15 protein-coding genes are annotated in these 13,874 nt (G+C 39.8%); 7 read left to right on the forward strand and 8 right to left on the reverse strand.

What is annotated here, in order from left to right; translation table 11 throughout:
- Window positions 1-45: 45 nt before the first annotated feature.
- Entirely contained in the window at window positions 46-768 is a 723-nt protein-coding gene (locus LV85_RS04840; protein WP_111317051.1) for a YceI family protein, read from the reverse strand.
- A 135-nt stretch (window positions 769-903) separates the two neighbouring features.
- On the opposite strand from LV85_RS04840, the gene LV85_RS04845 reads away from it, so the two are divergent.
- The gene (locus LV85_RS04845; protein ID WP_111317052.1) at window positions 904-1,416 is read left to right on the forward strand and encodes a gamma carbonic anhydrase family protein; all 513 of its coding nucleotides are present in this window, start codon (window positions 904-906) and stop codon (window positions 1,414-1,416) included.
- Between the two features lie 87 nt (window positions 1,417-1,503).
- Entirely contained in the window at window positions 1,504-2,016 is a 513-nt protein-coding gene (locus LV85_RS04850; RefSeq protein ID WP_111317053.1) for a hypothetical protein, read from the forward strand.
- 90 nt (window positions 2,017-2,106) lie between these two features.
- On the opposite strand, the gene pyrE is transcribed toward LV85_RS04850, so the two are convergent.
- Window positions 2,107-2,751: an orotate phosphoribosyltransferase gene (gene pyrE, locus LV85_RS04855; RefSeq protein ID WP_111317054.1), complete on the reverse strand. Its 645-nt coding sequence runs from the start codon at window positions 2,749-2,751 to the stop codon at window positions 2,107-2,109.
- A 99-nt stretch (window positions 2,752-2,850) separates the two neighbouring features.
- On the opposite strand from pyrE, the gene LV85_RS04860 reads away from it, so the two are divergent.
- Window positions 2,851-3,537, forward strand: a complete 687-nt coding sequence (locus tag LV85_RS04860; protein WP_111317055.1) for an NUDIX hydrolase — start codon at window positions 2,851-2,853, stop codon at window positions 3,535-3,537.
- On the opposite strand, the gene coaD is transcribed toward LV85_RS04860, so the two are convergent.
- From coaD to LV85_RS04880, 4 genes are all read right to left on the reverse strand, one after another.
- On the reverse strand, window positions 3,525-3,980 hold the full coding sequence (gene coaD, locus LV85_RS04865; RefSeq protein ID WP_111317056.1) for a pantetheine-phosphate adenylyltransferase: 456 nt from the start codon (window positions 3,978-3,980) through the stop codon (window positions 3,525-3,527). The two genes, LV85_RS04860 and coaD, sit on opposite strands and share 13 nt — an antisense overlap.
- 75 nt (window positions 3,981-4,055) lie before the next feature.
- The gene (locus LV85_RS04870; protein WP_158531143.1) at window positions 4,056-4,874 is read right to left on the reverse strand and encodes a DUF3822 family protein; all 819 of its coding nucleotides are present in this window, start codon (window positions 4,872-4,874) and stop codon (window positions 4,056-4,058) included.
- A gap of 11 nt (window positions 4,875-4,885) precedes the next feature.
- Window positions 4,886-5,467 (reverse strand): hypothetical protein, encoded by a 582-nt coding sequence (locus tag LV85_RS04875; RefSeq protein ID WP_111317058.1) that lies wholly within the window; start codon window positions 5,465-5,467, stop codon window positions 4,886-4,888.
- Between the two features lie 48 nt (window positions 5,468-5,515).
- Entirely contained in the window at window positions 5,516-6,025 is a 510-nt protein-coding gene (locus tag LV85_RS04880; protein ID WP_111317059.1) for an NUDIX domain-containing protein, read from the reverse strand.
- 14 nt (window positions 6,026-6,039) lie between these two features.
- On the opposite strand from LV85_RS04880, the gene LV85_RS04885 reads away from it, so the two are divergent.
- The 3 genes from LV85_RS04885 (at window position 6,040) to LV85_RS04895 (ending at window position 9,776) form a co-directional block, all read left to right on the forward strand.
- Complete coding sequence (locus LV85_RS04885; RefSeq protein ID WP_111317060.1) at window positions 6,040-7,494, forward strand: ATP-dependent DNA helicase; 1,455 nt, start codon at window positions 6,040-6,042, stop codon at window positions 7,492-7,494.
- Window positions 7,495-8,112: 618 nt separating this feature from the next.
- Complete coding sequence (locus LV85_RS04890; RefSeq protein ID WP_111317061.1) at window positions 8,113-8,508, forward strand: DUF1573 domain-containing protein; 396 nt, start codon at window positions 8,113-8,115, stop codon at window positions 8,506-8,508.
- A gap of 611 nt (window positions 8,509-9,119) precedes the next feature.
- Window positions 9,120-9,776, forward strand: a complete 657-nt coding sequence (locus tag LV85_RS04895) for a pyridoxamine 5'-phosphate oxidase family protein (protein WP_111317062.1) — start codon at window positions 9,120-9,122, stop codon at window positions 9,774-9,776.
- Between the two features lie 155 nt (window positions 9,777-9,931).
- Here the strand turns inward: LV85_RS04895 and LV85_RS04900 are convergent, their stop codons facing one another.
- Window positions 9,932-10,411 carry a hypothetical protein gene (locus LV85_RS04900; protein WP_111317063.1) on the reverse strand — a complete coding sequence of 160 codons (480 nt, stop codon included), beginning with the start codon at window positions 10,409-10,411 and terminating at the stop codon, window positions 9,932-9,934.
- Window positions 10,412-10,498: 87 nt separating this feature from the next.
- On the reverse strand, window positions 10,499-11,599 hold the full coding sequence (locus LV85_RS04905) for a serine hydrolase domain-containing protein (protein ID WP_146260432.1): 1,101 nt from the start codon (window positions 11,597-11,599) through the stop codon (window positions 10,499-10,501).
- 531 nt (window positions 11,600-12,130) lie between these two features.
- Here LV85_RS04905 and betA point away from each other — a divergent pair.
- Window positions 12,131-13,771 carry a choline dehydrogenase gene (gene betA / locus LV85_RS04910; protein WP_111317065.1) on the forward strand — a complete coding sequence of 547 codons (1,641 nt, stop codon included), beginning with the start codon at window positions 12,131-12,133 and terminating at the stop codon, window positions 13,769-13,771.
- Window positions 13,772-13,874: the final 103 nt, after the last annotated feature.

A 13,874-nucleotide genomic window follows, 5' to 3' on the forward strand; every position in this document is an offset into this window, starting at 1 on the left:
AGGAATCCTGTGAAGAATTCCTCTTTAATGTTGAGTTTGTTAAGATTAATTGGCTTTCACATCCAATACTAATCCAACGTTGTTGTAAACGAATTTGTCTTTAGCCTTATCAGCTACGGTAGCTTCGTCACCATAAGCAAGTCCCCAATCGGTTCTATCGATGTTGAAACCAGCTTTCGCAGTCACAGATCCGTCGGCTACCTGGATAGCTGCAGGGAATTTGATGTTTTTGGTAGTTCCTCTCATTGTCAAGTTACCGCTTACCCAGTAGTTAGGACTTTCTGGAGAAAGTTCGCTGTTTGCTTTCGGAGTGTTATCAGAAGCAAATTGTTCTTCGTCAGATATCACATCATCTGCAGAGAAAGGCTCAACAGCAGTGATTTCGAAAGTAGCAGTTGGGTGATTTTCTGCATCGAAGAAATCATCTGACTGAAGGTGGTTTTTCAATTTGCCATGCATTTCAGTACCTTCTTCCATATCGTGGATTTCAAGTGCAGAGATGTCAAAAGAGAATGTGCCACCAGTTACTTCTGTGCCATTTACAGTCATTGTGCCTGTAGTAGCAGGGATTACACCATGATGCTGTCCTGTTGGCTTGTAACCCATCCAAGCTATTTTAGAAGCTTCTTGATTCAGTGTTAGGGTAGTTCCTTCAGATGAAGCTACTTCCTGAGCGTCAGTGGCTTCTACAGTGTCTGCAGGTTTGCTACAAGCAAAAGTCAAAAGAGCGGCCGCCAAAACAAGGCCAGTTTGTTGGAAAATTTTCATTGTTGTGAGTTGTTTTCGATTTTAGATGTATATACACGGAAACTCAAATTTTGGTAAAAAGTTCAATACTGAAAAGAAAAAGTGAAACTTTGTTTTAGTAGTAAGTTTAATTGACGCTCAATAATTTCAGTAAATATGGCATTGCTTTTAGAAGTAAATGGTAAAAACCCAGTCTTTGGAGACAGATGCTGGTTGGCACCAAATTCCACCGTAGTAGGTGACGTGATCATGGGTAACAACTGTACCGTATGGTTTAATGCAGTGATTCGTGGAGATGTGCATGAGATACGAATAGGAGATGATACCAATATTCAGGATGGTGCGGTGATCCATTGTACTTACCAAAAGGCGGGGACATATATTGGGAATCAAGTATCAATCGCTCATAATGCCGTCGTGCATGGCTGTACCATTCACGATCGAGTATTGATAGGAATGGGAGCTATCGTGATGGATGGTGCTGTGGTTCATTCTGGTGCGGTGATCGCTGCTGGTGCGGTAGTTTTGGCTAATACTATTGTAGAAGCCAACTCGATTTATGCCGGTATGCCTGCTAAAAAAATCAAGGATACTGGTGCTGCCATGGATGAAGTAATTAGCAGAACCGCCAAAAACTATCCCATGTATGCCAGTTGGTTTAAAAGCTAAAAAAATCGAGTATTTGCATTTTTGTGGATTGACTTTAATCTAGAAAAGCATAGATTAATTAGTATTCAATTTTAAAACCATTTTTTCATGGATTCACTTTTCAAAAAATTAGATAAACCGGCCATTCTGCTGGCGCTTGCTGCGACATTTATTTTAATGAACTTACTTCTCAATATATTAATGCCCAAAGGATTAGCATTAGATCTTCGTTTTGCATATTCAGCAAATGAGGCCTATGCTGCACTTGAAAATATGGGTGAGAAATTGAGGGAGCAGTATTTGATCGTCATTTGGACAGTGGATATGCCTTATATTCTGGTGTATTTTTTACTTCTTACCGGCATTTTCCGGAAGCTATTGACAGGCAAAAACATATTGATTTTGCCATTGGTAGTTGCGATGTTAGACTTGATGGAGAATTTATTGGTGTCTGGATTAATCTTAAGTTTCCCTACTGAGCATATATTTTTAGGATACTTAGCTTCTTTCTTCACCAGTAGCAAATGGCTTTTTGTTGGAGCTTGTTTGGTTTATATCCTGCTTGGTTTACTTCGAAAATACCTACCTAAAAGTCCCGGAGACTTGGATTTGAAAGGCTAAAGGTTTGTTGAAAATCGACCTTAGTATTGGTTTGGCCTTAAACGAACAAAAGCAGTGATTTCTCACTGCCTTTGTTGGTGCAAATAGATTTTATTGTTTCCAGCTAGCCGGATCATTTCTCCATTCTGAAAGTGATTCTAGAGTGTCGTCTGTAATGTAATTTCTCTGAACAGCCATTGGAAGCATGGCTTCATAATGACTTAAGCAAATAAGTTTTACACCAGCTTTCTCGAAGTTTTGCGCAGCCAGATCAAATCCATAGCTGAAAATAGCAACCATACCCATTACTTCAAATCCTGCATCTAGCAAATCTTGGGTTGCTTTGAGTGAACTGCCTCCCGTAGAGACCAAGTCTTCCACTACAACTACTTTTTGCCCAGGTACGACTTTGCCTTCGATCATGTTTTCCATTCCATGGCCCTTTGCCTTGGAGCGGACGTAGATAAATGGTAGATCAAGATCATTGGCTAGCAGAGCTCCCTGAGGAATACCTGCCGTAGCTACTCCAGCGATGGCTTCCACATCTGGGAAATAATGCTGAATGCTTCTTACCAATTGTTCTTTGATCATGGTACGAACCTTAGGAAAAGATAGTGAAAGCCTATTGTCACAGTAAATAGGTGATTTCCAGCCAGAAGCCCAGGTGAAAGGCTTTTCAGGTTGAAGTCTAATCGCTTGAATTTCCAATAATTTATCAGCTACTTCAGCAGCTACATTCGCGTCTAAAATTTCCATGACTCAAAAATAAGAGATTAACTCAGGCTAAGGTTGTAGCAAGTGAAAAATTTATGCACTTTTGACTAATTACTACCACGCCAAACCTTTGATTCAGCCATGAGAATCTTCGTGAATGACAAACCATTTGATCTGATAAGCTACGAGGAGTTAAATCCTTCGAAGTCTTATGATACTGTTTATCAGCAAGATGAGGAATTGCCAGACCATATACTATGGAAGGACGACGTACTTTTTCATGAGCCTTCTCATGATTTGATTATTCGCTTGCTGTATATTCTGCGAACGCGTAAACTGAAAGATTTAGATTCAATCACCTTGGTCTCTAAAGATCAGCCTGCACTAAAAAAGTTTGTAAAAAGTCGTTTCTCGATTATCAAAGCAGCTGGCGGCATAGTATCTAAAAAGAATCAAATGCTGCTGATTTTTCGACTAGGGAAGTGGGATTTCCCGAAGGGAAAGTTTGAGAAAGGCGAAACTCCTAAGGAGTGTGCGGTGCGTGAAGTGGAGGAAGAATGCGCTGTGAAAGTAAAAGCAGGCACCAAGATCTGCAACACTTGGCACACCTATACACAAAATAGGAAGAGCATTTTGAAAAAGACCTACTGGTTTGAAATGGACTGCTTAGATGATTCTCACATGTCTCCTCAGGAAGAAGAGGGGATTCAGGATATTCGATGGTTCTATGAGGGCGATGCTAAAATCGCTTTGATTAATTCTTATCCATCTATGCGTTTTCTTTTTAAGCAACACATCAAAGCGCATCGTAAGCCTCAGACGTTGTAAGGAAGGAATTCTGATACATCACCGCCAAAGCGATGTACTTCTCGTATGATAGTGGAGCTGATGGCAGCATACCTAGGCGAAGTGATCAGGAAGACAGTTTCCAAGTCAGCATTTAGATAGCGATTCATTTGGCTGATGGTGTTCTCATACTCAAAATCTGTGGTGTTTCTCAAACCTCTCACTAGGAATTGGGCATTATGTTTTTTGGCAAGTGTAGAGGTTAGTTCATTATAGACAATCACCTTTACTCCTGGGATGTTTTCATAAACACTTTCTACTTTTTTGACCATCTCATCGATCTCAAAGTACCTAGATTTCTTTGTGGAATTATAGCCAATCCCGATAATTACTTCATCAAATATATTGAGGCTTCTCATCACAATATCGTGATGCCCAAGGGTGTATGGGTCGAATGAACCAGGGAAAATGGCAGTCTTTTTCATTTGATTATTTTAGTTTTTCAATGGCCACATGGAAGCTTTGATGCCTGAAGATAGCATCGTCAAGGATTTCATGGGTCAATCAAATTGCCAATTGGTTTCAAAAAGATTAACTGATTTCAAATGCTTGAATCCGTGTGTGAAATTCTGATTGGTATGAGGAGTCAAGAGGCGGAAATGATGGAAATATTCCTTCCCCCAGTTTTCTGTAATACCACTTTTGCTGCTAGCCCCGAATAGAGAAATGCGTACGTGATTTCGATCAAATTTTAATTGTTTGATCAGGATCAATGCGTATTTCAAGACATCTTCTTTGGACTCGATCGAAAATACATTGAAGGCTGCCAATTCCTGATTGGAAAATGCGGCAGCATAGATTTGATTTCCAAAGATGCTGATTAAGATCTCCTGCCCGATTAAGTTAAATCGTTCTTTGAATAAATAAGAAAGGAAGGAGACCGAGCCATGATGAAAAGTCAATTCAGAGAAGCGGGCTTCCAGTGACTTCTTTAGCTTGCCTGAGATAGCCGATATGACCTGCAGGTTGTTGCTGTCTAGGGGAGTATTGAAATAGCTGGCATTGGCTTGCTGATCTGTCGCAAAAGCCAGGTACGATGCTTCTTCTCCTGGCTGATACAAAACGCCAGGAACCAAGCTGAAATTCTTTTGATGCAGATATACAGTAGCTGGAATGTCAGCTTTGAGTAAATGGTCTGAGATCACCAATTGCTCTAAAGAATTCCAATCAAAATTCATGTATTCGTGAATACAGATGTTTGACTGGTTCTTGTCCTTAGCAAAAATGAACAGAAAATCAGGATACAAAAAAAGTGATAGGCTTGCGGCGTCTTCCACATCAAACCTATCACTTTTAAATACTTTGAGGTTGCTTTCCAAAATAGGAGGTTTTATTTCCAGTTACCTTCAGTAGAGGCATCTGTTCTTGAACCTACTTTCAAGGCTTTTTCGTTGTTGTTCAATCTTCTTTTTGGATTCACTGGAGCTGGATCTCTAATCTCGAATACAGAGATTTCGTAAGAATTTCTTTCCACTTTGTCTGCGAAGAATTCAAACTGCTTTCCGCCAGAACCAGGTACAACTGCTAAGGCATCTAACTTGAAGTCAGGATACTTTCTTTCGTTGAATAGAGAATCGATCACTGGTACAGAACCAAGGGTGTCAAATTCTACTGTAACTTCTTCAGCACCGTAGTCTAAAACTTTGGTAGTTTCAGTTCTCTGTACAAGCCAGATTTGACCGTTTTGGATAAATGCTTTCAGTTCATTCCAATTCTCGGCATATCTACCGTTAGAAGCTTGGAACGCAAGCTCTGCATCTCTAAGCATTTGCAATTTTTCGATAATTGCTGCTTCGATTAGAGCAATTCTTTTTTCTTCCTCTACTACGTCTTCAACACCTTTCCAGAGAAGGTAGCCGAGACCGATTGCAACTACTAAGAAGACCAAGGATAGTACTTTTGATAAATTCATTTGCTAAAATTTTAAGAATCTGGGTAAGGTTGAAGGTTTTAAATCGTGCTATTTTAGAGAATTATTTTCAAAATTAAAATATCCTCGCAACAATACTAAGTCCTCTAGCGATTTTATTCCCCAAAAGATTTGATGAAGGGCTTCATTAGGCAATGATCGGATTTGATTTATGTCCATCCAGCAGATTTCTTCGATAATTTGAGAATCTGGGTAGAGTTCAGGATCCGTACCAAGTGCTAATTTTCCTCCAATTTTTTCCACCCGAAAGAAATGTTCCATCGCATGGAGTGGTGTTGCAAGGTATTCGTGGATGAAAAGATAGTCTTTTACTTCTATATCTAGGCCAGTTTCCTCAGAAAACTCGCGTTTTAAATTTTCAGTGGCTGTATGACCAAAATGCATGCCTCCACCGGGAACAGACCATAAGAACCTACCATTGCCCATTAAATGTTTGATCATCAGGATTTTTTCATCTTCGATCAGGACACCGTTTACTCGTGATCTGAGATGATTTCCGAACTTTGATTCGATTTCCTTGCTGATTTGGTCTTTTGACATTTACATTCGTTTGTATGAGTAAAGATAAGGAGTCATTGCCGAGGCCTTCCGCACTGCTAAGTAAATATTTTCCATTTGAGCCTACACCTGGCCAGGCTGCTTTTTTTTCCAAAATGGATTACTTCCTATTGATGGAGCCGGAGAAAAAGCCAACTTTCGTCCTTCGTGGCTATGCGGGTACAGGGAAGACTTCTGTGATCTCAGCTTTGGTGAAGGCACTTCCCAAATTATCCATGCGCTCACTTTTGCTCGCACCTACTGGTCGTGCTGCCAAGGTAATGAGCAATTACTCAGGACGCGCAGCTTATACCATCCACAAGATAATCTATAAGCCCAAGGCGGAAGACGGTAGTTTGGGTGGGGGATTTATCCTGCAAAAGAATTATTACAAAGACACAGTTTTTATTATAGATGAATCATCCATGCTGGCAGATGATGGGGGCATGTCGGGCAATTTGCTTGGGGATTTGATCAGCTTTGTTTTCCACGGTCAGAATAATCGACTGATCTTAGTAGGAGATACGGCTCAGCTTCCACCTGTAGGGTCTGAGTTCAGTCCAGCTCTTGAAGCAGATTACTTACTGAGGCATTTTCGACTGGATGCAGACTTTATAGAATTGACGGAGGTGATGCGGCAGCGACTCGAATCAGGGATTCTTTTCAATGCCACCAATCTTAGATATCAATTGCTGCAGGAGAAGCAGGTAGTTCAGATCAGCACAAGTCAGTTCAAGGATACCTTCAAAATGACTGGAGAGCGGCTGGAAGATGGCTTGCGGTATGCCTATGACAAGTTTGGTACGGAGAATACGACCATCATTACCAGGTCCAATAAGGCGGCGGTGCAATACAATCTATATATCCGGCGAACGATCCATTTTTTTGAGGATGAAATCAGTTCTGGAGACTTATTGATGATCGTGAAGAACAATTACACCTATATGGCTGAATCCGAAAAGGTGAATTTCTTAGCGAATGGAGACATGGCAGAGGTGATGAAAATCCGATCTTTCGAGGAGTTCTATGGGCTCCGATTTGCCACACTAGAGCTACGTTTATTAGATTATCCAGATGAGCCGCATTTTGAGGCCAAGGTGATTTTAGACACGCTTTATTCCCCAAGTCCTTCACTTACTCGAGATCAGTATAGGAGCCTTTACCAGCAAGTGTCTGAAGACTATGCAGATGTGGCTAGTAAGGCGGAGCGAAGGGAATTGATCAAGAAAGATCCCTTTCTAAATGCACTGCAAATCAAGTTTGCCTATGCCTTGACTTGTCACAAAGCACAAGGAGGGCAGTGGAAGGCTGTTTTTGTTGATCAGGGGTACTTGCCAGAAAATCAAGTAGATAAGGATTTTACCAGATGGCTTTATACCGCTATTACCCGTGCTACTGAGGAATTATACCTAGTGAATTTTGCGCCGGTATTCTTTGTGAAGCCTAAGGAGAGTGATGATTCGGAGTTTTGAAGTAGGTAAGATTTTAGATGCTAGACGTAAGTAAGAAGGGGCAGTGGTGAGTCGTAAGCTGTAAGGGGGGGGATGTAGGAGGTGAGAGGTGAATTGTAAAAAGTGTAAGTGGTTAGTTGTGAGTAGTGTGAAAATTTTAGTGTTGGTAGAAAAGTTGTGCTGCTTCTCCAGAAGCAGTATTTATAAACTCATAGCCGTGTGCTCTGTGGTTAACTTTAAAAATCAGCACTTGACTTGAGTATCAAGATATAGTGAGATGTGAGAGGTAGGAATTGGTAGGTAAAAAGGGTCAGTGGTGAGTCGTAAGTCGTAAACGGTAGTATGTAGGAGGTGAGAGGTGAGAGGTGAGAGGTGAAATGTTAAAAGAGTAAGTGGTGAGTTGTGAGTAGTGTGAAAATTTTAGTGTTGGTAGAAAAGTTGTGCTGCTTTTCAAGAAGCAGTATTGTCAAACTCATAGCTGTGTGCTCTGTGGTTAACTTTAAAAAGCAGCACTTGAAAATCATTTTTGGCAAGGTATTTTCGATATAATCTGGAAAGAGGGCATCCAAAAGCTTTAAAATCCGTTATTTTGAAGTTGATACAAAAAATTGAATATTTGAAAACCAAATAACTATAGCTATGAAAAAATTAGGATTACTATTTACCGTCTTTGCTTTGGTGTTTGCATTTAATGCCAATGCTCAGGAACAAAGTGGTGCAGCAATCACTTTCAAAGAAAAATCAATTGATTTCGGTGACATCACCCAAGGAGATAAAGTAGAACACACATTTCAGTTGACAAATACAGGATCTACTCCTCTGATCATTTCGAATGTAGCAGCAACTTGTGGATGTACTGTACCAAGCTGGCCAAAAGAGCCTATCGCTCCAGGGAAAACTTCTGAGATCAAAGTATCTTTCAATTCAGCTGGTAAAATGGGCAAGCAAAATTCAGTAGTGAGAATCTACTCTAATGCTTCTGAACCAATCGAAAAAGTATCACTGATTTCAAACGTCCTTCCAAAGACGAAGTAATCAGTAAGTCAAACATAAAGGATGAGCCTCTCGGATTTATTTCGAGAGGCTCTTTTTTTTGCCTAGGGTCTCTATATGGCAAGTGGGGCGGTCATCTCGCTCTGGTCATTCTGGCAAGACCTCAACCAATGCTTTTGCATTTTTTTATTTTATTATAAGTACTAATTCAAAAGGTTTGGCGATGCCAGTAAATACGCCTATATCAGCAGGGATAGGTTTTCGGTCATTTGCTAAAGCTATTCGCTTTAATGGTTTCCTCCCAGCTTGCTACGCTTCCACTGCGTTCTGTTTTTTTGAAAATCCAAGCGAGTAAAAACTACGATAGGTTTTGGATTTGCAGTTTTAATTTACGGGTAGTGTTCCCTCTCTTCTTAGTGCGAGAGAGCGATAATTCCGTTCAGTTTTTCTATTCGATCCTTCATTAAAATAGCACAAAATCTATATTTGACTGCTAAAGCATCCCTTGCTCTATCTAATGTGAAAGTCTTCTATTTAAATATTATAGAGCTGATTTAGAGTTTCTTATATTAATTTATTACCTTAATATGAACAATCCATTGTCGTCAAAATTTAAGCATTAAGATGAATTTGATGAACTAAATAATTTCAAAATGAGTGAAATATACGGAGTGCAGCACAGGCGTTTACAGGAAAAGTTTGACACAAATAAATTGGCTGACAGACTTAATGAAATTACTGTTTTATCTGAAATCACAGAGCAGCATCAAGCTTTTATCGAAAGTAGAGACATGTTTTTTCTAACCTCAATCGATCATCGTGGTTACCCTACTTGCTCATACAAAGGAGGGAAACCTGGATTTCTTAGAATTATTGACAGTAAAACCCTTGCATTCCCAAGCTACGATGGGAATGGAATGTTTCTTTCCATGGGCAATATCAATTCAAATGATAAAATTGGGATGTTGCTTATTGATTTTGAGACTCCCCACCGAGTTCGAATACATGGTACCGCAAGCATAGACAAGATGGATCCCTTGATGAAAGAATTCAAAGGATCTGATTTAGTTGTGCGTATTACAATCACTGAAATTTTTGTCAATTGCCCACGCTACATCCACACCTATAAGCGTTTGAAGACTTCTAAATATGTGCCTCAATCAGACTTCGAAAAGCCATTGACTCCTAATTGGAAACGCATTGATGCGCTACAGGATGCCTTGCCTGAACGGGATAGTGAAGTATCTGCTCAAGGTGGAATAATTACGGTAGAAGAGTACGGAGAACTACTTATGAAAGGAAAAGGTTGACGGAGGACCCTATGCCTCAATGTATTAAATCACTGAAAATACTTAATATAAAAGGCCTCTCGGATTTATTTCGAGAGGTTTTTTTTGGTCAATTTCGGCTATGAGAAATTAATGACAGCAGTACATTGTGTAGCTTGTAGACTGATTTAGACTGTTCACCTATTTTGTTTGTTATTGGAAAATAATCCTGACAGGTAAATAAAACCGCTCAGAGCAGAAAGTGACATGAACAATAAACTGTAATTTCTCCAAGTTTTTCCTAGGGCTATTAGCTCTTGGTCTACTGTATTTGTGAACTCTGTTGATAAAAATTCTGTCTGAGCCGGGCTTAATAAAATAAAGACCACCAGTCCGGATAAAATCCAGACTAAACCTCCAGCCAGCACCCATTTCCGTAATGAACTTTTCCAGTTGAATACTAAGGCAAGCAAAAGTGTGATCAAGACTAATGTTGGGAATTTCTCCCAAAACAAATCTGGGTTAAAAGCATAAGGACCTTGAGCGGATACAAGAGATGCTGGTGGTGACTCTATCAAAGTTGAAACATTCACTGTTATGGCAAAAAGACTCGCTCCCGCCTGCATAAAGGTCAGGCCTATTAACAATATGTACGTCAGCTTTCCGAATGTTTTCATCTTAGATTATAGATTTCCTAGGAGGTTTATATGCAAATGATTAATATGAATGGTCGTTTTATACCAGAAGATTCGGTTTTGATGAATTTAAAGTTTTGCAAGTTCTTCCAATAATTCAGGAGGAAGGGGTGTCAGAAATTCATTGTTCCAATGAATTATAATCCTGTTACTCTCGATAAACTTTAACATATAATTTGATGAGCCATACCCTGCTCCTCCATGACCTATTGCCAAAGCTTTATTTTCACCTTTAAATGGTAAATCCATTACGCTACAACCATATCCATATGGTTCAAAATGTGCACCAAAAGGGCGACTGGCCTCTTTTGGGTAGGAGTGTTTTTGGAACATCAAATTCCAACTTTCTGGTTTAAGAAGCTTATCATTTCCTAAAGCAACCATAAACTTGTGCAAATCTTGTAAAGTTGACTTTTCTCCTCCATCACCTCGATAGTTACCATGCGGAAAGGGAGTCGCCGGTGAACCATTTTGAAGGTAATAGACTGACGAACCAGGTCCATAAATTGATGTAGAATTATAGGTGCTATTCATACCAAGTGGCAAAAATATTCTCTGGTTTTCTACAGTGTAGTAGTCTGCTTCTCTATACTTCATAATTACTTCACCCAATAATAAATAACCCGTATTAGTGTAATCAAAACCAGTTCCTGGTTCGAAGTTTAACTCAAGCATGGCCATTTTATCCAACACTTCCCTTTGAGGTAAAAAAAACTCTAAATCCTCTTTGATTTGCTCATCAAAATATCCCTTTAAACCAGAACGATGTGATAATAAATGATGGATAGTTATATCATTGGCTCTAGGATGTGTAAACCAAGGCAAATGCTTTGAGATTGGGTCGCTAAGAGTAATTAAGCCATCTTCCACCAGTTGAAGTGTCAATACGGCTGTGAACATTTTACCCATACTATTAATAACGAATCTGGTTTTAACTGTATTAGGAAGGTCTAATGTACGGTCAGCTTTTCCAAATGCATTTTGATAAATCACCTTTTCACCTTCAGCAACAAGTATCCCTCCGTGGATCTTTCCTTCGTTGTATAATTTATTAATGATTGAGTCAATTTTTAATGAATCAGATGACTCTAATTGTGCATATACTATTGTGATGTTAAGAATTGCTATTAGAAAAATTAGCAATTGTTTGTATGTCAAATAATGTTTCATCACTTTTTTGAGCTTCTGTGGATGCAAGTTGTCAATTAATAATAAGCTGCCTTTTAAGGTTAAAAGAGAATCGTGCTGGTAAGCTACTCTTGAGATATCGTTCTATTCAATTTATAAAAAATCCTATTGTCTATCAACTGTCCTCCCAAAATAAGTTTGACAACACTGCTACTTCAATTTTTATATTTTTGTTGATTGATTTTGTGGGGATATAGTTGTTGGGGAGTTCAGGTTATTGATGATCAGTGAAGCTTATTGCTTCTTCTCTAGTTCATTTTTCATTCCTAGATCTCAAGCTTTTTGAAGCTCTCATACTCAGTTTTCCATGGTCCTTATGGTAAATAATTGGACAGGCCAATCTTTTTTTTCTAATTTTCAATCCAGAAATTTCCAGCTAGCTTCAATTTGAAGGTTTATTAGTTATCCGCCTTAAGTGCCCTGCTATCACTTCTATTAGGTCTTTTGTCCTACAAAGTCGAACAAAATTGATACCTTTGACCTACACCCAGAACAAAAAACAGAATTCTTTTCATGACTCACGACTACATAATAATAGGAGGAGGTTCAGCAGGAGCAGTGCTCACCAACCGTTTAAGTGAAGATCCCAAAAACAAAGTACTTGTATTGGAAGCAGGTAAACCCGATTACAAATGGGATTTTCGGATTCACATGCCAGCTGCGCTCACTTACCTGTTGACCGGAACAGATTATAACTGGAGCTACTCTTCAGATCCAGAACCTTATATGAACAATCGCAGAATCGCACAGCCAAGAGGTAAAGTATTGGGTGGTTCTAGTTGTATCAATGGTATGATCTGGATTCGTGGAAATGCGATGGATTATGATAAATGGGCAGGGGAAAAAGGACTTGAAAAATGGGATTACGCCCACTGTCTTCCATATTTCAAAAGAGTAGAAACAAGGCTGATTGGTGGGGATGATTATCGTGGAGACGAAGGAAATCTAAAGCTGACAACTCCTAAATGTGAAAATCCATTATTTGAAGCATTTTTCAATTCAGTACAGGAAGCTGGATATCCATTGACTGAAGATGTAAATGGATATAAGCAAGAAGGTTTTGGGAAGTTTGATCAGACCATCTACAATTCAAGAAGACTGAATGCTGCTAGAGCATATATACACCCAGTAAAACATCGTGAGAACCTCAATGTCGTGACAGAAGCCATGGTATTGCGTATCCTGTTTGAAGGAAAGAAAGCGGTGGGTGTTGAATACAAAAAAGGCGGAAAAGTAGAGCAGGTTTTTGCCAAAGAAATTATTTGCTGTGGAGGAGCGATCAATACTCCTCAGCTGTTGCAGGTGTCGGGTGTAGGTAATGCCGAGCATCTGAAAAGCCTTGGAATACCTGTTGTGCATGATTTACCAGGCGTAGGAGAAGACCTACAGGATCACTTGGAAGTTTATGTGCAGTGGGCTTGTAAAAAACCGGTTAGTATGTATCCGGCATTAAGTCCTTGGCGTGCTCCGAAAATCGGCTTCGATTGGCTGTTTAGAAAAAAAGGAATAGGCGCTACAAATCATTTTGAAGCAGGTGGGTTTATTCGCGGAAACGAGACCGTGGAATATCCGAATCTTCAATTCCACTTTTTGCCACTAGCCATCCGCTATGATGGTACAGCTCCAAGCGAGGGCCATGGCTTCCAATTGCATGTGGGCCCGATGAATACGGATGTGAAGGGTCGTGTGAAGATCAAATCTGCTGACCCACTTGAGTATCCTAGCATTTTATTCAACTACCTCTCTACGGAAAAGGAACGCAAAGAATGGTGTGAAGCTATTCGTTTATCCAGAAAAATCATCGAGACCGAAGCAATGTCTGAGCTGATGGGAAAAGAATTGTCCCCTGGTGCAGAAGTACAAACTGATGAGGAAATTCTAGACTTTATAGCAAAAGAGGGTGAGAGCGCTTACCATCCAAGTTGTACCTGTAGAATGGGAGTCGATCCTATGGCAGTTACTGATCCGGAGCTAAGGGTTCATGGAGTAGAAAACCTTCGGGTGGTCGATGCTTCTGTATTTCCTTATATCACCAATGGAAATATCTATTCCCCTGTAATGATGGTGGCAGAAAAGGCCGCTGATATTATTCTTGGTAAAAAGCCTTTGGAACCAGAATATGTGCCCTTTTACAAAAAGGAAACCACTACCTAATCAGGAGATTAATTCGAGTTCTCACAAACGGGGTTTCAGGTCACTGAAACCCCGTTTTGTTTGCTACTGAGGAAATACTTCATAGTTAGGTATCCAATTGTCA

It is taken from the genome of Algoriphagus chordae (assembly GCF_003254055.1).
In the GTDB taxonomy this organism is placed as follows: Bacteria; Bacteroidota; Bacteroidia; order Cytophagales; family Cyclobacteriaceae; genus Algoriphagus; species Algoriphagus chordae.